Genomic DNA, 18,808 nt, shown 5'->3' on the forward strand with positions numbered 1-18,808 from the left:
GGCACACAACCTGAACAGAGCTTTCCGCGAGGCCCCGGGACGAACCGTCTTCCCGGGGCCTGCGGCTTTCCCGGCGCTCGTGCGGCGGCTGTATGGTGAGTCCTCGCCGTGACCTTCGGCCGATCGTGCGTCGATCTCGGGTCGCGGTGCACGCCGTCCTTCCCCCGCAAAGGTGTCACTGCTCCGCATGGAACAAGAAGCTCCGGCCGGTTGGGAGTTCTTCGACTCCGTCGACTTCCCGACCGACCACACCGACGACCCGATGGGTCGCCCGCGGGTCCGCCATGTCGTCACCGCGGTGGTGGTCGGGCACGAGGGGGCCGCCTGGCTGCCGCGGCTGTCCGAGGCGCTCTGGGCGTTGAACCCGCGTCCCGACCGGCTGATCGCGGTCGACACCGGCTCCACCGACGAGACCGCCGAGCTGCTGGCCGCGATGCCCGGCGTCGAGCCGGTGGTGAGCGTGTCCGCCCGGACGGGCTTCGGTACGGCGGTGGCCCGCGGCATCGAGGCGGTCGGCTTCGCGCCGATCCCGTCGGCCGTCGGCCCGTACGGCGACGACGGGCACATGCCCGTGGTGGAGTGGCTGTGGCTGCTGCACGACGACTGCGCGCCGGCCCCGAAGGCACTGGAGAAATTGTTGCTTCAGGCCACGATGGCGCCGGACACCGGTGTCTGGGGGCCGAAGCTGCGGTTGTGGCCGCGTGACCGCGAGCTGCTCGAGGTCGGCGTCACCACCTCGCTCGGCGGGCGCCGGGACACCGGGATCGAGAACGGCGAGCTCGACCAGGGCCAGCACGACCAGCTGCGGAACGTGCTCGCGGTCAGCTCGGCCGGCATGCTCGTGCGCCGCGACGTCTGGGAGGCGCTGCGCGGCTTCGACCCGCGGCTGCCGATGTTCCGCGACGACATCGACTTCGGCTGGCGGGCCAGCCGCGCCGGCTACAAGGTCGGCGTCGCGCCCGACGCGGTCGTCTACCACGCGCAGGCCGCCGCGACCGGTGAACGCGCGCTGGCCGGCACCCGGCGGCACGCCTACCAGCTCGACCGTTCGCACGCCTACTACACCGTGCTCGCGAACGCCCCGGGCAAGCTCCTGCCACTGCTGATCGTGCGCTTCCTGCTCGGCACGATCATGCGCTCGGTCTGGTTCCTCCTCGGCAAGACGCCGTCCGGCGCGGTCGACGAGTGGACCGCCCTCCTCGGCACGTTGCTGGCCGGCGGCTGGACGCAGGCCCGCCGGAATCGCCGCAGCCTCGACCGGGTCCCGTACGACGACATCAAGGGACTGTTCTCCCGGTCCGTGCACGCGTTGCGGCACAACCTGGAGGAGACGACCAGCACGATCTCCGAGCGGATCCGCGAAGCCTGGGCGGACGAGCCGGAGGAGCAGGTCGTCACCACCGCCCGCCGGGCCAGGTCCACGGCCCGGGTGGCGGTCGACCAACCTCGTTGGCGCCGGCAACTGATTCGCCGGCCGTTCCTGATCGCCTGGGTCTTTCTCGCCATCGGCGCGGTCGTCGCGGCGCGTGGCCTGATCGGCGGCGGCGTACTCAGGTCCGATCTGTTGCTGCCTCCGCACGAGACGCTCGCCGCGCTCTGGCACGCGGCCGCCGCCGCTCCGCCCGGGGTGACACCTCCGGCGTGGCTCGGGCAGTTCTGGGCGTTCTCCGCGGTGATGTTCGGTCCGACCGGTGCGACCAACCTGTTGTTGCTCGGTGCGGTGCCACTGGCCGGTATGGCGGCGTGGGTTCTGCTCCGGGCGTTCGTCGTCGACCGGGTCGCGCGCGCGTGGGGTGCGTCGGCGTACGGGCTTGCGGTCTTCACGAACGGTGCGATCACGCAGGGCCGGCTCGGGACGTGTGTGGCCGCGATCGTGCTGCCGTTGCTCGGTGCGGCCGTACACACGGTGGCCCGTCGACGTCGCGTGATCATCCAGGGCAGTTGGCGGGCCGCGTGGTTCGCCGGGATCTGCCAGGCGGTGCTGTTCGCGTTCACCCCCGCACTGGGTCTCCTGGTCAGCGTGTGCCTGGTCGTCGGCGGCGTACTTGGGCTCGGCTGGCGTCGGCAGGGCCGGCAGCTCGTTTTCTCCGTCGTGCTCGGGCTGCTGCTGGTGCTGCCATGGACCATCCAGTTGGTGCTGCATCCGTCCCGTCTCGGCCAGGAAGCAGGTGGCCCGCCGACGGCCGCTGTCGGCCCGGGCGACAGCCTTCCGCACTTGTTGACGGGTACGCCGCTCGGTGGGCCGACGCCGTGGTGGTTCGTCGCACCGCTGATCGTGGTGGCTCTGGTCAGCCTGCTGCGGGAGTCGCGGCAGCGGTACGAGTTGCTCGGGTGGTTCGCCGCGCTGGCCGGCCTGGCCGGGACGCTGATCGCGAGCCGGCTCGGTGGGGGCAGCGGCCCGTTGATGTTTCTGATGACCGCGGGCTGGATCGTCGCGGTGACCGTTGCGTGGGACTCGGTCGGCAAGTCGACCGAGCTGATCGTGCAGGGCGTGCTGGGAATCGTGCTGGTGACGTCGATCGTGACCGCCGGGTTCTGGCTGGTGCGCGGCGCCGACGGTCCGCTGTGGCGGGGGCCGGCGCAGGACCTCCCGGCGTACTTGATCTCCGCGCAGGATCCGCCCCAGAACGCGTCGATCCTGGTCGTGCGCAAGGAGCCGAGCAGCCCGATGCGGTACTCGCTGGTCAAGGACGGCGGTCCGCGGATGGGGTCGCTGGAGGCGGCGCCGGAGCCGGAGCAGACCAAGCCGATCACCGAGGTGCTGTCGACGCTCGGCGGTGGCGGCACCGGTGAAGAGGGCCGGCAGTTGGCCGGTCTGGCGATCGACTACGTGTACCTGCCCGCGCCGGTTGATCCGACGTTGCAGGCGACGCTCGACTCGCTGCCGCGGCTGACCCGGGCCAGCGCGGCCGACGGCGACGCGGCCTGGCTGGTCGACCGGTCGGACATCGACGGCAGCTCGCCGCTGACCGACGTGACGCACGGCCTGTGGCGGGTGCTCGGGCTGATCGCCTGGATTATCGCGCTGGTCTTCTGTCTGCCGACCGTCCGCCGGACCGTCGCGGTTCCGCACGGCACCCACGCGAGGAGGGACCGATGAGGCGGCTGCTCTCGGACGCACGGCTCCGGCTCGGTGCCTGCGTGCTGGCGATGGCCGCGGCCGCCGGGCTCGGCGTCGTGACGCATGCCAAGGAGCCGGTGACCCGGGCGGAAGGTGGGGACCAGCCAACCCGCACGGTGGTGAACCGTACGGCGCTGTCCTGTCCGGCCATCGCCGGTGGCGGCAAGCTCTCGAGCGTGGTCAACGCGGTCTCGCCGACGCTGCCCGAGGGCACGCCGACCGCCGCCGGCAAAGAGGCGCCGCTGACGATCTCGCCTCTCCCGGAGACCTCGGACCCGACCGGGTCGTTGCTCGCCCGCGGCAAGATCGCGTCGACCGCTCCGGTCACCAAACCGGCCCCGCTGATGATCCACGGCGTCGGCCCGCTCGCGGCCGGCACGGTCGGAACCAGTACGACGACCTCCACCGAAGGTGTGAACCGGGGGATGGCCAGTACGCCGTGCCAGCTGCCCGGCTCGGACTTCTGGTTCGTCGGCGCCTCCGGGGCCAGCGACCGCCGGGACGTGCTCGTCTTGACGAACCTGGACAGCATCAACGCCGAGGTCAACGTCACCGTGTACGCGCGCAGCGGTCCGCAGGATCTGCCGAACGCCCGCGGCATCGTCGTCCCGGCGCGCGGGACGACCGAGCTCTACCTCAACCTGGTCGCGCGGAACCTGCGCGACATCGCGCTGCACGTCCGGTCCACCGGCGGCCGGGTCGCGCCGTCGCTGCGGGACAACGCGACCACGGGCAGCGAGCCCGCCGGGGTGGACTTCCTGAACCCGTCGGCACCGCCGGCGAAGAAGGTGTTCGTGCCCGCCGCCGCGCCCGGAGGCGGACTGCGGATCCTGTCGGTGGCCAACCCGTCGGACCTGCAGGCGACCGCGAGCCTGACCGTGCACGGGCCGAACGGGCCGTTCAAGCCGGCCGGTCTGGAGACGGTGCAGATCGCGGCCGGATCGGTGAAGACCGTTCGGCTCGACCCGGTGCTGCACGGTGATCCGAGCGCGATCACCGTGTCGGCCGACCAGCCGGTGACGGCGTCGATGCGGATGGTCGACGCGAGCGGGACCGACTTCGCGTCGATCGGCGCGGCGGAGGTGCTCACCGGTCCGGCGTACCTGGTGCTGCCGGCGCACAATCAGCCGGCAGTCCTGCAGGTGACCGCCCCGGGGAAGACCGGGAGCGTGAAGTTCGAGCTGCGGGACGCGGCCGGACGGGTGCTGGACACGCGGGCCCTCGACGTGATCGCCGGTGCGACCAGCCAGATCGCGTTCAAGGCCCAGCCGCGGCCGACGTACCTGATGGTCGAGCAGACTCGGGGCACGGTGGTCGCCGGGGTGACCTTGATGCCTGCGGCCAAGCCGGACCAGGACGAGGACGACGACGAGGTCGCTCAGGTCGCCGCCTGGCCGCTGAACACGTCATTGGTCTTCCGCGCACAGCTCGGCGCGCAGCCGGAGGTGCGGTCGGCGCTGCGGTAGTCAGCCTTCAGAGGTGTTCGCGCCGGGGTCCTGCAGCATCCGCAGGTGTCCCCGCCGGGCCACCTCGACGGGCGCGCCCGGAGTGCCCACGCCCGGCTCCTGCCGGGGCAGCGGGCGGGCAGCCTCGCGGACCGCGTTCGCCAGCGCCTCCAGGTCGTCCGACGACGGTCCGGCCGCGGCCGGGTCCGGAGCCAGACGGATGACCTCCCAGCCGTTCGGCGCCGTCAGCCGGTCGGCGTGGTCGGCACACAGGTCGTAGCAGTGCGGCTCGGCGTACGTCGCCAGCGGACCCAGTACGCAGGTGGAGTCGGCGTAGACATAGGTGAGCGTCGACACAGCCGGCTTGTGACAGGCGGCGCGCGAACAGATCCTGGCGATGCTCACGACCAGACGTTACCCCCACTAGGCTGAGCGCGTGACCGAGGCTCGCCGTCATCGCAGGCACATCGACCGCCACGGCCGCGGCATGCTCGGCCCGATCAGCCGGCCGAGCAGGTTCGCGCCCCGCGGGCTGCCGCTGCAACGATCGGCCGCGGCCCAGTTCGACGAGGTGGTCGCGATCGAGGTGACCCGGCTGGAGAAGCGGCTGCCGCAGGTCGTCGCCCGGGTCGAGTTCGCGATCGAGGACGTGCCGAACCTCGATCTCGACGCCGTCGACATCCCGCTCACCCATTCCACCGGCGGTACGTCGCACGAGCCGTACCGGATCGTGGTCTTCCGCCGCCCGATCGAGCTGCGGGCCGAGCGGTCGGGCGCCGGCCTGGCCTGGCTGGTCCGGTCCGCGCTGGTGCTCGAGCTGGCCGACGTACTGGCGCTGTCGCCGGAGCAGATCGACCCCGAGTTCGAGTCCGACGACGACTGACCGTCCCCGGGTCGGCCGGCTTTCTGGCTTGCGTGCATAAGAATAAGGTCTTATTTTTATTCATATGCCGCGCACCGCCGACCACGACGCCCGCCGCCGCCAGGTGGCGGAGGCCATGCTGCGCGTGACCATGACCGAGGGGCTGGAGGCGGCCAGCATCCCGCGGATCGCCCGCGAGGCCGGCGTCTCGACCGGTCTGGTGCAGCGGTACTTCCCGACCAAGGACGACCTGCTGCGGTACGCGTTCCGATACGTCCTGGACGAGCTGTTCACCGCGATCGACGCCGAGCTGGCGGCGAGCGCCGGCCGCCGGATCGGCACCCGGCTGTACCGCGCGCTGGCGATCCTGCTCGCGCCGGTCGAGTCCCCGGGTGATCCGGCCGGCCGCGTGTGGCTCGCGTTCCTCGCCCGCGCCGCGGTCCACGAGGGTCTCCGCGAGCTGCACGTGGAGCTCAACCAGCAGGGCCGGCGGCAGTACGCCGACGCGCTCCGGGCAGCTCAGGCCGCGGGGGACGCCGCGGCCGACCTCGACCCGGAGCGCGAGGCCCGGGCGCTGATGGCGTACGTCGACGGCCTCACCCTGCACCTCGTCCTGGAGCCGGAGACCATGACGCCGGTCCGGGCCCGGGCCGAGCTGCACCGCTACCTCAGCCGCCTCGTCCGGATCGAGGACGAGCCACCGACCGAAGGAGATCGATGACCATGCCGCCCGCCGTCGAGGAGACCCGCGAGACCGCGCCGAGCCCGGGGCAGGTCGCGCTCCGGGTCGGCGCGGTCTGGGCCGCGCTCACGCTGGCCTGGACCCTGGTCGGCGTCGTCCGCCACGAGATCCTGCGTCCCCACCTGTCGTACGACGTGGCGCAGGTGGTGCAGGCCCTGTTCGCCGGTGTGCTCGGTGTCGGCGTCGTCGTACTCGCGTGCAAGCTGATCGACCGGCGGACGATCGCGAGCCTCGGCCTCGGAAGCCTGCGACAGGAGTGGCCGGCGCTCGCGAAGGGTGCCGGCCTGTGGCTCGGGCTGGCTGTCGTCGGGCTGGCCGTCGGCGTCGGCATCGGTGCCTTCCGGCTCGAGTTCGGCGCGCCCAACGCCGCCTTCGTCGGCTGGTTCGTGCTCCAGCTGGGGCTGGTGTTCTGCTACGAGGCCCTGCCCGAGGAGCTCGCCCTGCGGGGGTACGTCTTCACCAACCTCCGGGCCCGGACGCCCCGCTGGGTAGCGGTTCTCGGACAGGCGGTGGTCTTCATGCTGTGGGCGTTCGCCTTCGTCGGCCTGCTGCAGCTGCTCGGCTACGACACGAGCTGGTCGCTCACGTTCGACCGTGTCGTGCTGTTCCTCACGTTCGGCATCACCCTCGCCCTGGTCCGGCTGTGGACCGGCTCACTCTGGGGCTCGATCGGCTACCACCTCGCCTACCAGACCATCACGCAGCTGATGACCCACGACCGCCTCGTCGTCGTCCGGACGCCGGGCGAGAACGACCTGCTCAACGCGCAGTTCTTCCTCTGGATCTTCCCGATCGCGATCGGCGGCCTGCTCGTCCTCGGCCTGCTCCGCCGCCGGGGCGGCACGCCGTAGCACTGCCGCCGGGGCGGCACGCCGTAGCACCACCCGATCCGCTGGTGTTCGAACCTGTTCCGTACTGTGGGAACCGGTTTGTGACCTTCGTTGTCATTGCGAGAGGATCGTGAGTGTGAACGATCAAAGACTGCGCGTCGGAGTCGTCGGGCTGGGCTTCGCCGGGCGGACGGCGCTCGAGGCCTTCTCCGAGCTGCCGGACGTCGAGGTGGTGGCACTGGCGGGTCTGGAGAAGGACACGCTGACCACCCTGGGCGAGAAGCACCACGTCCCCCACCTGTACGAGAAGTGGGAGGACCTGCTCGAGACCGAGGGCCTGGAAGCGGTCAGCATCGGTACGCCGACGCAGCTGCACGCCCCGATCGCGCTGCGGGCCCTGGAGAAGGGGCTGCACGTCCTGTGCGAGAAGCCGCTGGCCCGGACGGTGGCCGAGGGCACCGCGATGGTCGAGGCCTCGAAGAAGTCCGGCAAGGTGCTGAAGGTCATCTTCAACCACCGCGAGCGCGGTGACGTCGCCGCGCTGAAGCACCAGATCGACGAAGGTCAGCTGGGCCGGGTCTACTACGCGAAGGCGCACTGGATGCGCCGCAACGGCATCCCGGGCATGGGCGGCTGGTTCACCAACCGCGAGCTGTCCGGCGGCGGCCCGCTGATCGACCTCGGCGTCCACATCCTCGACCTGGCCCTGCACCTGCTGGGCGAGCCGCAGGTCACCACGGTGAGCGCGAACACGTTCGCCGAGCTCGGCCCGCGCGGCAAGGGCAGCCGCGACCCGAACGCGAACACGCTCGGCTCGGCGTTCGAGGTGGAGGACCTGGCCACGGCGTACCTGCGGCTCGAGGGCGGCGGCGCGCTGCAGCTGGAGACCAGCTGGGCGACGTACCGGGCGCCGGGCGACAACTTCGGCATCGAGCTGTTCGGCACCGACGGCGGCGCCAAGATCGAGGTGCAGAACTACACCAACGACGACACCCTGCGGATCTTCACCGACGTCGGCGGCGTGCCGGCCGAGGTGAAGCCGGCCACTGGCGCCGGGCTCGGCCACCGCGCCGTGGTGCGGGAGTTCGTCCGGATCGTCCACAGCGGCGACTGGGCCGCACACAACGGGTCCGAAGCGCTGCTGCGGACCGAGGTCATCGACGCCTGCTACGCCTCGGCGAAGGCGGGACGAGAGGTTGTTCTCCATGACTGAACCGATTCGCGTCACCGTCTGGGGCGAGAACGTCCACGAGGGCCGGGACGAGTCCGTCCGCAAGGTCTACCCGGACACCATGCACGAGACGATCGCGGCCGCGGTCCGGGCCAAGCTCGGGGACGACGTGGTCGTCCGGACCGCGTGGCTGCAGCAGCCCGAGCACGGCCTGACCGAGGAGGTGCTGGCCGAGACCGACGTACTCACCTGGTGGGGGCATGCCGCGCACGGTGAGGTCGACGACGCGGTGGTCGACCGGGTGCAGCGGCACGTGCTGTCCGGGATGGGCCTGATCGTGCTGCACTCGGCACACTTCAGCAAGATCTTCATCCGGCTGATGGGCACCACCTGCTCGCTCGACTGGCGGTCCGAGAACGACCGCGAGCTGCTCTGGACCGTGGCCGCCGGCCACCCGATCGCGCAGGGCATCCCGCACCCGCTGGTGATCGAGCGCGAGGAGATGTACGGCGAGCTGTTCGACATCCCGCAGCCGGACGAGCTGGTCTTCGTCAGCTCGTTCTCCGGCGGCGAGGTGTTCCGCTCCGGCTGCTGCTACCGGCGCGGCCAGGGCCGGGTGTTCTACTTCCGCCCCGGCGACCAGGAGTACCCGACGTACCACCAGCCCGAGGTCCAGCAGATCATCGCGAACGCGGTCGGCTGGGCGGCCCCGACGAGCCCGCGGCAGCTCCCGGAGGTGCACCACCGCAAGACCCCGGGCTGGTTCGATCAGGCCTGAGATACGGGATCGTCCGTGGGCCGGATAGGGTCCACGCATGGTTGACGTTGCGGCGATCTTCAAGGCGTACGACGTACGTGGGGTCGTCCCGGACCAGCTGGACGAGTCGGTGGCCCGGGCGACCGGGGCGGCGTTCGTCGAGGTCCTGGACGTGCTCGCGTCCCCGGGGGCGGTCGTGGTCGGGTACGACATGCGGCCGTCCAGCCCGGGACTGGCGGCCGCGTTCGCCGAGGGGGTGACCAGCACCGGCGCGGACGTGGTCGACATCGGCCTCGCCTCGACCGACCAGCTGTACTTCGCCTCCGGCCGGCTGCAACTGCCCGGCGCGATGTTCACCGCCAGCCACAACCCGGCGCGGTACAACGGCATCAAGCTCTGCCGCGCCGGCGCCGCCCCGGTCGGGTCGGACTCCGGCCTGCGCGACATCGCCGACCTGGTCGCCAAGGCGCTCACCGAGGGCCCGGCGACCGGCGCCGTCCCGGGCAAGGTGACCCACAAGGACCTGCTCACCGCGTACGCCGACCACCTGCACGACCTGGTGGACCTCAGCGGCATCCGCCCGCTGAAGGTCGTCGTGGACGCCGGCAACGGCATGGGCGGCCACACCGTCCCGGCGGTGTTCGCGACCGGCCCGGTCGAGATCGTCCCGCTGTACTTCGAGCTGGACGGCAACTTCCCGAACCACGAGGCCAACCCGCTGGACCCGAAGAACCTGGTCGACCTGCAGGCGAAGGTGCGCGAGCTCGGCGCCGACCTCGGGCTGGCCTTCGACGGCGACGCGGACCGGTGCTTCGTGGTGGACGAGAACGGCGACCCGATCTCGCCGAGCGCGATCACCGGCGCGGTCGCGGTCCGCGAGCTGGCCAAGCACCCCGGCTCGGCGGTCATCCACAACCTGATCACGTCCAAGGCCGTGCCCGAGCTGATCACCGAGCACGGCGGTACACCGATCCGGTCCCGGGTCGGGCACTCGTACATCAAGCAGAAGATGGCCGAAACCGACGCGGTGTTCGGCGGCGAGCACTCCGCGCACTACTACTTCCGCGACTTCTGGCGGGCCGACACCGGCATGCTGGCCGCCCTGCACGTGCTGGCCGCGCTCGGTGAGCAGGACAAGCCGGCCAGCGAGCGGTTCGCCGACTACGAGCGGTACGTCGCGTCCGGCGAGCTGAACAACAAGGTCGACGACGCGGCCGCCACGGTCGCGGCGATCGAGGACACCTACGGCGGCCGGGACGGCATTACCGTTGACCATCTGGACGGTCTGACCGTGTCGGCGGGACAGTGGTGGTTCAACGTCCGTGCGTCGAACACGGAACCGCTGCTGCGGCTGAACGTCGAGGCGGACGACCGGGCCACGATGGAACGTGTCCGCGACGAAGTACTGGCCCTGATCACCGGCGCATCGGTGGAGGAGAACTGAATGGCAGTCAATCTGGACCCGGACCTGCTGAGCATCCTGGTCTGCCCCAAGTGCCGGTCGGAGTTCCGGGTGGACGACGAGGCGAACGAGCTGGTCTGCACCAACAGCGCCTGCGCGCTGGCCTACCCGGTGCGTGACGACATCCCGGTCCTGCTGATCGACGAGGCCCGGGACACGAAAGCGGCGCCGGCCGACTCATGAGCGAGCGAAGCGAGTTCATCATCCAGCACAGTGCGTTTTGTGCCTCGTCCGCGCCCGGAGCGAAGCGAGGACGCGGATGAGCTTCTTCGACGACTCGCGGTTGGACGATCCGGCCGCGTTGCAGGCCTCGGATCACCTGCTCCGGCGGCTGGCGATGGCCGGTGCCCGGGTCCGGGCCGAGCTGGAGGCGGCCGAGGACGCGCTGGGCCGGGTCAGCCCCGACGGCTTCCGGCCGCGTGCCGTGCTGGCCGCCGGCCGGGACGCCCGGCTGGTCCGGGCCGTGCTCGAGCCGGTCTGTCCGGTCCCGTTCGTCGCCTGGCCCGGTCCTGGACTGCCCGGCTGGGCCGGGCCACTCGACCTGGTGATCGTGCTGAGCGGGTCGGCCGAGGACTCCGACTCGGTGTCGGCGGCGTCGGAGGCGGAGCGTCGTGGCTGCGGGCTGATGGTGGCCTGCCCACCGGACTCCCCGGTCGCGCGGGCATCCGCCGGCTCGCGGCACGCCATCCGGTTGCCGTCGCAGTCCGACGACCAGCTGGCGTCGGCGGTCGCCGTACTGCAGGCGTTGCACCAGATGGAGCTCGGCCCGGAGGTCGACCACAAGGCGGTCGCCGCGCTGCTGGACGACGTGGCGATCGAGTGCTCGCCCAACAACGACGTCGCGTCGAACCCGGCGAAGGACCTGGCCCTCATGCTCGCGGACGCGTTGCCGCTGGTGTGGGGCGGCTCCGTCCTGGCGGCCCGGGCCGCGCGCCGGGTGGTCGAGGCGCTGCGGCTGGCGAGCGGCCGGCCGGCGCTCGCGGCCGACGCCGGGCACCTGCTGCCGGTGCTGAACCAGCCGCCGCGTGACCTCTTCGCCGACCCCTTCGACAAGCCGGAGGAGCTGCGGCCGGGGCTCGTCATCCTCGACGACGGGGTGGACGACGTCGGCGTCGCCGAGCACCGCCGCAAGCTGGAGGCGAAGGCGGAGCGCCACGACGTCCGCGTGCACGTGGTCACCCAGGCCGACGGCACCGACATCGCCCGGTACGCCGCCCTCACGCAGCACGGCCGGTACGCCGCGGCGTACCTGGGCATCGGCCTGGGCCGCTACGGTTCGGCGGTCGACGAGGATCCCGGCGACTCGAAGAACCCCTCGGAGGACCCGGCGTGGTAGTCCGCCTGCAGAACACGATCCGGGACTACGCCTGGGGCTCGCCGACCGCGATCCCCGAGCTGACCGGGGCCGAGCCGGACGGCCGGCCGCAGGCCGAGCTGTGGATGGGTGCGCACGAGTCGGCGCCGTCCGTGCTGCCGTCCGGCGAGACCTTGTACGACGTGGTGTCGGCCGGCCCGGTCGACGTACTCGGTCCGGAGACCGCCGAGCGGTTCGAGGGCCGGTTCCCGTTCCTGGCCAAGCTGCTCGCGGCCGAGCAGCCGTTGTCGATCCAGGCGCACCCGTCGCGGGCGCAGGCGATCGACGGGTACGCGCGGGACGAGGCCGCCGGGATCCCGCGGGACGCCGGCGACCGCAACTACAAGGACGCCTGGCCGAAGCCGGAGATCCTGATCGCGCTCGGGCCGTTCGACGCGCTGGTCGGGTTCCGGCCGCTCGACGCCACGGTCGCCTTGCTGGACGCGCTGGCGCCGGCCGGGTTCGAGGAGCTCACCGACCTGCTCCGCGACGGCAAGCTGCAGGACGCGTTCACCCAGATCATGAGCACCGACCGGGACAGCATCCGCCCGCTGGTCGCCGCCCTGGCCGAGGCGATCGCCCGGTACGCCGGTGACGCGTTCGCGCTGGAGCGGGAGTCGCTGGCCAAGCTGTGCGCCGACTTCCCCGACGATCCCGGCGTACTCGCGGCCCTGCTGCTGAACCGGGTGCGCCTGGAGCGTTTCGAGGCCGTCTACCTGCCGGCCGGGAACGTGCACGCGTACCTGCACGGCCTCGGGTTCGAGGTGATGGCGAACTCCGACAACGTGCTCCGCGGCGGCCTGACGAGCAAGCACGTCGACGTACCCGAGCTGGTCTCGGTGGTCGACTTCGAGCCGCTCACCGACCCGGTGCTGACGGCGACCCCGTTGGCCGACGGCTTCTCGTCGTACGAGACCGGCTGTGAGTACTACGCGATCCGCCGGGTGGACCTGTCCGGCGACGAGCGGACGGTGACGGGTGAGGGGCCCCGGATCGTGTGCTGCGTGGCCGGGAGCGTCGAGGTTGTTGCTGACGGCCCCTCGGACGACGCTGTGAGGTTGTCCGCCGGTCAGTCGGCGTTCGCTTCAGGACCCGAAGGACCCTGTAGCCTGCGTGGTTCCGGCACGGCGTTCGTCGTGTCCGCACGCTGATCACCCAACTGTTGACGGAGGACCTGGAAAGATGGCTGGTGGCGGAACCAAGGCGGTCGTCGCGGCACTGCTGGCGAACACCGGGATCGCGATCACCAAGTTCGCCGCCTGGGGCCTGACCCAGTCGGCGTCGATGCTCGCCGAGGCGATCCACTCGGTCGCCGACGCCGGCAACCAGGTGCTGCTGCTGGTCGGCGGCAAGCGGGCGCAACGGCAGGCGAACGAGCTGCACCAGTTCGGCTTCGGCCGGGAGCGGTACGTCTACTCGTTCATCGTCGCGATCGTGCTGTTCAGCGTCGGCGGCCTGTTCGCGCTGTACGAGGGCTACCACAAGATCCACGACCCGCACCCGATCGAGAACTGGAAGTGGGTCCCGGTCGCCGTCCTGTCGGTGGCGATCGTCCTGGAGACGCTGTCGTTCCGGACCGCGATCGTCGAGGCGAACAAGGTCCGCGGACACGTCGGCTGGTCGAAGTTCGTCCGGCAGGCCCGGTCGCCGGAGCTGCCGGTCATCCTGCTCGAGGACTTCGCCGCGCTCACCGGTCTGGTGCTGGCGCTGCTCGGCGTCGTACTGACCCTTGCCACCGGCAACGGCGTGTGGGACGGCGTGGGCTCGATGTCGATCGGCGCGCTGCTGGTCGTGGTGGCGATCTTCCTCGCGATCGAGATGAAGTCGCTGCTGCTCGGCGAGTCCGCGACCCGGGAGTCGCAGCAGAAGATCGTCGCCGCGATCGAGAACACCCCGGGCGTGCAGCGGCTGATCCACATCAAGACCCTGCACCTCGGCCCGGAGGAGGTCCTGGTCGCCGCCAAGCTCGGCGTCGAGCCGACCACCGACGCGGCCGTGGTCGCCGAGACCATCAACACCGCCGAACGCGCCATCCGCGAGGCCGAGCCGATGTGCGTCCACGTCTACCTCGAGCCCGACATCTTCGTCGAGGGCTACACCCGCCCCGACCGCCCGGCAGTCCCCGAAGCCCCCTCCCACTGACGCCACCGCCGCACTCCGCCCCCGTCAGCGAGGGCGGGGGTTGCCGGGTCAGCGGGGTTCGGGTGGGAGGGTGCCGGAGCGGCCGAGCCAGCGGAGGGCTCGTTCGCGGTCGATCTCGGAGCGGGTGGGTGGCGTGGTGAGGCGGCCGGTGCGGTAGCCGAGGTTGCGGACGTCGGCCGCGACGGACGGTTCGGCGAGGGCCCGGAGCGCGAACGCGAGCGCGGCCGGCGTCACGTCGTACCGGCGTTCGAGGTCGAGGGCGAGCTGTACGGCGGCCAGGTCGCGGTCGTCGTACTGGCGCTGGCTGGTGTGCCCGGCGCGCGAACGCGGGAGCAGGCCGAGCGCCTCCCGGTAGCGCAGCATGCGCGGCGTGGTTCCCAGATGACGAGCGGCCTCGGTGATGCGCATGAGGACAATCTTGACATTTCGGTGTCAGAAACGCCGCTCAACCGATCAAACCACCGGTCTGGGCGCTCTAGGCTCTGGCAGGCAGGAAGCAATCCAGGCGGAAGCAAGCACAGTCTTCAGGGGAGCGGGAAGCGGATGACGTTCGACTACAAGGTGGCGGACCTCGGGCTGGCCGAGTTCGGCCGCAAGGAGATCCGGCTGGCCGAGCACGAGATGCCCGGCCTGATGGCGATGCGCAAGCAGTACGGCGACAGCCGCCCGCTGGCCGGGGCCAGGATCGCCGGCTCGCTGCACATGACCGTGCAGACCGCCGTACTGATCGAGACCCTGGTCGCCCTCGGCGCCGACGTGCGCTGGGCGAGCTGCAACATCTTCTCCACCCAGGACCACGCGGCCGCCGCGGTCGTCGTCGGCCCGGAGGGTACGGTCGACAACCCGGCCGGCGTCCCGGTGTTCGCCTGGAAGGGCGAGACCCTGGAGGAGTACTGGGACTGCACCGAGCAGATTCTCACCTGGCCGGGCGGTGACGGCCCGAACATGATCCTGGACGACGGCGGCGACGCCACCATGCTCGTCCACAAGGGCACCGAGTTCGAGAAGGCCGGAGCCGTCCCGGACCCGTCGACGGCGGAGTCCGAGGAGTACAGCGTCGTCCTCAAGCTGCTCACCCGCTCGCTGGCGGAGTCCACGGACAAGTGGACCACCATCGGCCGCGGTATCAAGGGGGTCACCGAGGAGACCACCACCGGCGTGCACCGGCTGTACGAGATGCACAAGGCCGGGTCGCTGCTGTTCCCGGCGATCAACGTGAACGACTCGGTGACGAAGTCGAAGTTCGACAACAAGTACGGCTGCCGGCACTCGCTCATCGACGGCATCAACCGCGCCACCGACGTACTGATCGGCGGCAAGGTCGCGGTCGTCTGCGGGTACGGCGACGTCGGCAAGGGCTGCGCGGAGTCGCTCCGGGGCCAGGGCGCCCGGGTGATCGTCACCGAGGTCGACCCGATCTGCGCGCTGCAGGCCGCGATGGACGGCTACCAGGTGAGCACGGTCGACGAGGTCGTCGGGATCGCCGACATCTTCGTCACCGCGACCGGTTCGCGCGACGTGATCACCGCCGACCACATGGCGGCGATGAAGCACCAGGCGATCGTCGGCAACATCGGCCACTTCGACAACGAGATCGACATGGCCGGCCTCTACAAGCTGGACGGCGTCGAGCGGGTCACGATCAAGCCGCAGGTCGACGAGTTCCGCTTCCCCGACGGCCACACGGTGATCATCCTGTCCGAGGGCCGCCTGCTGAACCTCGGCAACGCGACCGGCCACCCGTCGTTCGTGATGTCGAACTCGTTCACCAACCAGGTGCTGGCTCAGATCGAGCTGTTCGTGAAGACGGCCGACTACCCGACCGACGTGTACGTCCTGCCGAAGCACCTCGACGAGATGGTCGCCCGCCTCCACCTCGACGCCCTCGGCGTCAAGCTCACCGAGCTCACCAAGGAGCAGGCCGACTACCTCGGCATCCCGGTAGAGGGCCCCTACAAGTCCGACCACTACCGCTACTGACCCCCACAAAACGACGCCCCACCGACCCGCTCGGTGGGGCGTCTTTGTGGTTCAGCAGATAGCTGCGAAGAGGTGTTTGTCGGCTACTTGGCCGAGGATGGCTACCTCGGTGAAGCCGGCTTTGTGGAAGGACTCGAGGGTGTCGGGGAGGGTGATGTCGCGGCCCTTGTGGCGGTCGGCGAAGCGGCGTTCGCGCTCGGCCAGGAGGGCGGTGAACGCGGGCTCCCCGGCAGCCGCGTCCCACCAGGTCTGCCAGTCCTCGACGCCGGCGGCGTGGGAGTCGGACCAGATCTGGTTGCGCAGGTCCACGGCGAGCGCGTCGAGGCGGGGGACCTCGGTGGGGCCGAGGCGCATCGTGTCCGCGTTCAGGAAGACGCCGCCGGGGCGGATGCGTCGGGCGAGCGTCTGCGCCAACGTCGAGAGGTCGGCCGGGTCCAGCCAGTGCAGGGCCGTGGCCGAGCAGACGGCGTCCACCTGACCTTCACCCAGTACGTCGTCCCAGCCGTCGGATCGCAGGTCCGCCTCGGCGAACCGCGCGCCGGGCACGGACTGCCGGGCGATCTCCAGCAGGAACGGGTCGAGGTCCACGCCGACGATCTCCGCCGACGGGAACGTCCGGGCGGCCCGGGCCGAGATCGAGCCGGGGCCGCAGGCGAGGTCGACGAAGCGCGCGGGTTCGCCGACCAGGCGCGCGACGATGTCGAGCATCAGCACGAACTGTTCTTCACGGTCCGGGAGGTAGCCGGCCTGCTGCCCGTCCCACCGCTGCAGCCAGCCCGCCCAGTCAACTATCTGCGACATGGTCGCAAGACTAGAACCACTGCCCGGCTTCGTTGCTGCCAGGTGCCGCCCAACCTTGAGCGTTCACCGCGGCGGGCCGGTACGGCGCCGCCGGAACAGGAGCCGGGAACGGGCCACCTGGTGCGGGCGGTCCTGCGGGCACGGTCCCCAGTCCCACGGGGGTGGACGGCTGGGCGCCGTACGGGCTGGGCGGGGCAAAGGGTCCCGCGGGAACGGCGTACGGGCCGGTGGGGGCGGCGTAGGGGTTGGGTGGGGGGAAGGGGCCGGTGTGGACTGGCGGGTGGCGGAGGGCTAGGCGGTTGAGTTCGCGTCGCCGGCGTTCGGCGAGTACGGCGGACAGGAAAGCCGGAGCGACGATCGGCACCGGCGGCGCCGGTGCGGTCACCTCACTGACCTGATACGCCAACGCGTCGCCGAGCGCGTCACGGGCCCCGGGCAACAACTCGGTGTAGCGCGCCAGGTACTCGCGGGCCGCGTTCGCGAGCTCGTCCGACAGCCGGGACAGCTCGAGCGACTGCGCCCACTGCACGAGGTGACCGGGGACGAACAGCGGTGGTGACGCCATCGGCTGGTGGCGTTCGCGGATGACGACGGTGCCGGCGACCATGTCGCCGATCCGCTTGCCCTGCTTGTTCATCAGGCTCGCGACGATCCCCGGACTGGCCGCGAACCAGGGCGCGAAGTCGACGAAGAACCAGAACAGCGTCCGCACCAGCGCGTGCCGGAAGCGGATCGAGCTGCCGTCGTCGCGGACGACCTTGAGCCCGAGCACCATCTTGCCCAGCGTCCGGCCGCGGGTCAGCGTCTCCATCACCACCCGGTAGCCGAGCACGATCACCAGGACGGTGACGAAGATCAGCGCCACCGCGAGCGCCTCGCTCGCGTCGCCGCCGAGCAGGAACCCGGCCAGCAACGAGATCAGTACCCCGAGTACGACGCCCTGCAGGATGACGTCGATCGCACACGCCAGCGCCCGCGTCGGCATCCGGGCGATCCGCACCTGGAGGACGACCGCTTCGCCCGTGACCAGCTGAGACACTCCGTCGCCCCCCTCCTGCCGAGACACTGGGTCCGGCTAGTCTGCCAGCGCGGAGAGCCAGAGCCGGGAGGAGGGCCGCTGTGGACGTCGAGGCGTTCGTTTCGGTGCATCAGCCGCAGTGGGACCGGCTGGCGTACCTCACCCGCAGGCAACGCCGGCTCACCGGTGCCGAGGCCGAAGAGCTCGTCACCCTGTACCAGCGCGTCGGCACGCACCTGGCCGCGCTCCGGGCGGCGGGCGCGGATCCGGTGTCGATCGGACGGTTGTCCGGTCTCATCGCCGACGCACGTGGCGCCGTGACCGGTGCCCAGGCGCCGGTGTGGCGGGACATCTCGAAGTACTTCCTGGTGAGCTTTCCGGCCGCGCTCTACGCGTCCAGACGCTGGTGGCTGACGATCGGGCTGCTGTTCTACCTGGTCGCGGCCTGGGCCGCCTGGCGGATCATCGCGCACCCCGAAGTCGTGGATTCGTTCGCGACCGCGGCGGAGGTCCAGGAGTTGGTCGACAACGATTTCGCCGCCTACTACTCGGAGCACCCGGCCCAGGACTTCGCGTTCCAGGTCTGGATCAACAACGCCACCATCAGTGCGGCCGTGCTCGCTCTCGGCATCCTGCTGGTGCCGTCGGTCTTCATCCTCTGGGACAACGCGCTCAACCTGGGGATCAACGCCGGCCTGATGATCGGCCACGACCGGGCGGACGTGTTCTTCGGCCTGATCACCCCGCACGGCCTGCTCGAGCTGACTGCGGTCTTCGTCGCCTCGGCCGCCGGGCTGCGGCTCGGCTGGGCGTGGATCGTCCCTGGCCCGCGCACCCGCATGCAGGCGCTCGCGCAGACCGGCCGCGCGACGGTCGGCATGGCCATCGGCCTGGCCGCGATCCTGCTGGTCACCGGCATCATCGAGGCGTTCGTCACTCCGTCCGCACTCCCGACAGCGGTCCGTGTCGGCATCGGCGTACTGGCCGAGATCGGCTTCGTCATCTACGTCTGGACCCTCGGTCGCCGCGCCGCCCACGCCGGTGAGTACGGCGACATCGACGAAGCCGACCGCGAGGCGACGGCACCCGTCTCCGCCTGAGCGTCCGTTTGCCTTCTGGGTAT

18 protein-coding genes are annotated in these 18,808 nt (G+C 71.0%); 14 read left to right on the forward strand and 4 right to left on the reverse strand.

Annotated features, from left to right (window positions below; all coding sequences use genetic code 11):
- Positions 1-187: 187 nt before the first annotated feature.
- Together ACQPYZ_RS07255 and ACQPYZ_RS07260 are read left to right on the forward strand one after the other, a co-directional pair.
- Complete coding sequence (locus ACQPYZ_RS07255; RefSeq protein WP_433166512.1) at positions 188-3,100, forward strand: glycosyltransferase; 2,913 nt, start codon at positions 188-190, stop codon at positions 3,098-3,100.
- A complete protein-coding gene (locus ACQPYZ_RS07260; RefSeq protein WP_433166514.1) occupies positions 3,097-4,587 on the forward strand; it encodes a DUF5719 family protein in 1,491 nt (496 codons plus the stop codon). The genes ACQPYZ_RS07255 and ACQPYZ_RS07260 overlap by 4 nt, the downstream gene beginning before the upstream one ends.
- On the opposite strand, the gene ACQPYZ_RS07265 is transcribed toward ACQPYZ_RS07260, so the two are convergent.
- Positions 4,588-4,971, reverse strand: coding sequence for a DUF3499 domain-containing protein (locus ACQPYZ_RS07265; RefSeq protein ID WP_433166515.1), 384 nt, complete (start codon positions 4,969-4,971; stop codon positions 4,588-4,590).
- A 31-nt stretch (positions 4,972-5,002) separates the two neighbouring features.
- On the opposite strand from ACQPYZ_RS07265, the gene ACQPYZ_RS07270 reads away from it, so the two are divergent.
- From ACQPYZ_RS07270 to ACQPYZ_RS07315, 10 genes are all read left to right on the forward strand, one after another.
- The gene (locus ACQPYZ_RS07270; protein WP_433166517.1) at positions 5,003-5,449 is read left to right on the forward strand and encodes a metallopeptidase family protein; all 447 of its coding nucleotides are present in this window, start codon (positions 5,003-5,005) and stop codon (positions 5,447-5,449) included.
- Between the two features lie 64 nt (positions 5,450-5,513).
- Positions 5,514-6,149 carry a TetR/AcrR family transcriptional regulator gene (locus tag ACQPYZ_RS07275; RefSeq protein ID WP_433166519.1) on the forward strand — a complete coding sequence of 212 codons (636 nt, stop codon included), beginning with the start codon at positions 5,514-5,516 and terminating at the stop codon, positions 6,147-6,149.
- Complete coding sequence (locus ACQPYZ_RS07280) at positions 6,146-7,021, forward strand: lysostaphin resistance A-like protein (RefSeq protein WP_433166521.1); 876 nt, start codon at positions 6,146-6,148, stop codon at positions 7,019-7,021. The genes ACQPYZ_RS07275 and ACQPYZ_RS07280 overlap by 4 nt, the downstream gene beginning before the upstream one ends.
- A gap of 115 nt (positions 7,022-7,136) precedes the next feature.
- Positions 7,137-8,213, forward strand: coding sequence for a Gfo/Idh/MocA family protein (locus ACQPYZ_RS07285; protein WP_433166523.1), 1,077 nt, complete (start codon positions 7,137-7,139; stop codon positions 8,211-8,213).
- On the forward strand, positions 8,206-8,949 hold the full coding sequence (locus ACQPYZ_RS07290; protein WP_433166525.1) for a ThuA domain-containing protein: 744 nt from the start codon (positions 8,206-8,208) through the stop codon (positions 8,947-8,949). Before ACQPYZ_RS07285 ends, ACQPYZ_RS07290 begins: the two co-directional genes overlap by 8 nt.
- Before the next feature lie 37 nt (positions 8,950-8,986).
- Positions 8,987-10,372 (forward strand): phosphomannomutase/phosphoglucomutase, encoded by a 1,386-nt coding sequence (locus tag ACQPYZ_RS07295; protein WP_433166526.1) that lies wholly within the window; start codon positions 8,987-8,989, stop codon positions 10,370-10,372.
- On the forward strand, positions 10,373-10,573 hold the full coding sequence (locus ACQPYZ_RS07300; RefSeq protein WP_433166528.1) for a Trm112 family protein: 201 nt from the start codon (positions 10,373-10,375) through the stop codon (positions 10,571-10,573).
- 76 nt (positions 10,574-10,649) lie between these two features.
- Positions 10,650-11,726 carry an SIS domain-containing protein gene (locus tag ACQPYZ_RS07305; RefSeq protein ID WP_433166530.1) on the forward strand — a complete coding sequence of 359 codons (1,077 nt, stop codon included), beginning with the start codon at positions 10,650-10,652 and terminating at the stop codon, positions 11,724-11,726.
- Positions 11,720-12,895 (forward strand): mannose-6-phosphate isomerase, class I, encoded by a 1,176-nt coding sequence (gene manA / locus ACQPYZ_RS07310; protein WP_433166532.1) that lies wholly within the window; start codon positions 11,720-11,722, stop codon positions 12,893-12,895. The genes ACQPYZ_RS07305 and manA overlap by 7 nt, the downstream gene beginning before the upstream one ends.
- 31 nt (positions 12,896-12,926) lie before the next feature.
- Positions 12,927-13,886, forward strand: coding sequence for a cation diffusion facilitator family transporter (locus ACQPYZ_RS07315; RefSeq protein WP_433166534.1), 960 nt, complete (start codon positions 12,927-12,929; stop codon positions 13,884-13,886).
- A gap of 48 nt (positions 13,887-13,934) precedes the next feature.
- Here the strand turns inward: ACQPYZ_RS07315 and ACQPYZ_RS07320 are convergent, their stop codons facing one another.
- Positions 13,935-14,294: a MerR family transcriptional regulator gene (locus ACQPYZ_RS07320; RefSeq protein WP_433166536.1), complete on the reverse strand. Its 360-nt coding sequence runs from the start codon at positions 14,292-14,294 to the stop codon at positions 13,935-13,937.
- A 135-nt stretch (positions 14,295-14,429) separates the two neighbouring features.
- Between ACQPYZ_RS07320 and ahcY the strand changes: the two genes are divergently transcribed.
- Positions 14,430-15,866: an adenosylhomocysteinase gene (gene ahcY / locus ACQPYZ_RS07325; RefSeq protein ID WP_433166537.1), complete on the forward strand. Its 1,437-nt coding sequence runs from the start codon at positions 14,430-14,432 to the stop codon at positions 15,864-15,866.
- Positions 15,867-15,917: 51 nt separating this feature from the next.
- On the opposite strand, the gene ACQPYZ_RS07330 is transcribed toward ahcY, so the two are convergent.
- Both ACQPYZ_RS07330 and ACQPYZ_RS07335 read right to left on the reverse strand, forming a co-directional pair.
- Positions 15,918-16,667 carry a class I SAM-dependent methyltransferase gene (locus ACQPYZ_RS07330; protein ID WP_433166539.1) on the reverse strand — a complete coding sequence of 250 codons (750 nt, stop codon included), beginning with the start codon at positions 16,665-16,667 and terminating at the stop codon, positions 15,918-15,920.
- A gap of 10 nt (positions 16,668-16,677) precedes the next feature.
- Entirely contained in the window at positions 16,678-17,706 is a 1,029-nt protein-coding gene (locus tag ACQPYZ_RS07335) for an RDD family protein (protein WP_433166541.1), read from the reverse strand.
- 80 nt (positions 17,707-17,786) lie between these two features.
- Here ACQPYZ_RS07335 and ACQPYZ_RS07340 point away from each other — a divergent pair, with 80 nt between their 5' ends.
- Complete coding sequence (locus ACQPYZ_RS07340) at positions 17,787-18,785, forward strand: stage II sporulation protein M (RefSeq protein ID WP_433166543.1); 999 nt, start codon at positions 17,787-17,789, stop codon at positions 18,783-18,785.
- The last annotated feature ends 23 nt before the right edge of the window (positions 18,786-18,808 follow it).

Origin of the sequence: Kribbella sp. CA-247076 (genome assembly GCF_050942445.1) — a bacterium.
Classification (GTDB): domain Bacteria; phylum Actinomycetota; class Actinomycetes; order Propionibacteriales; family Kribbellaceae; genus Kribbella.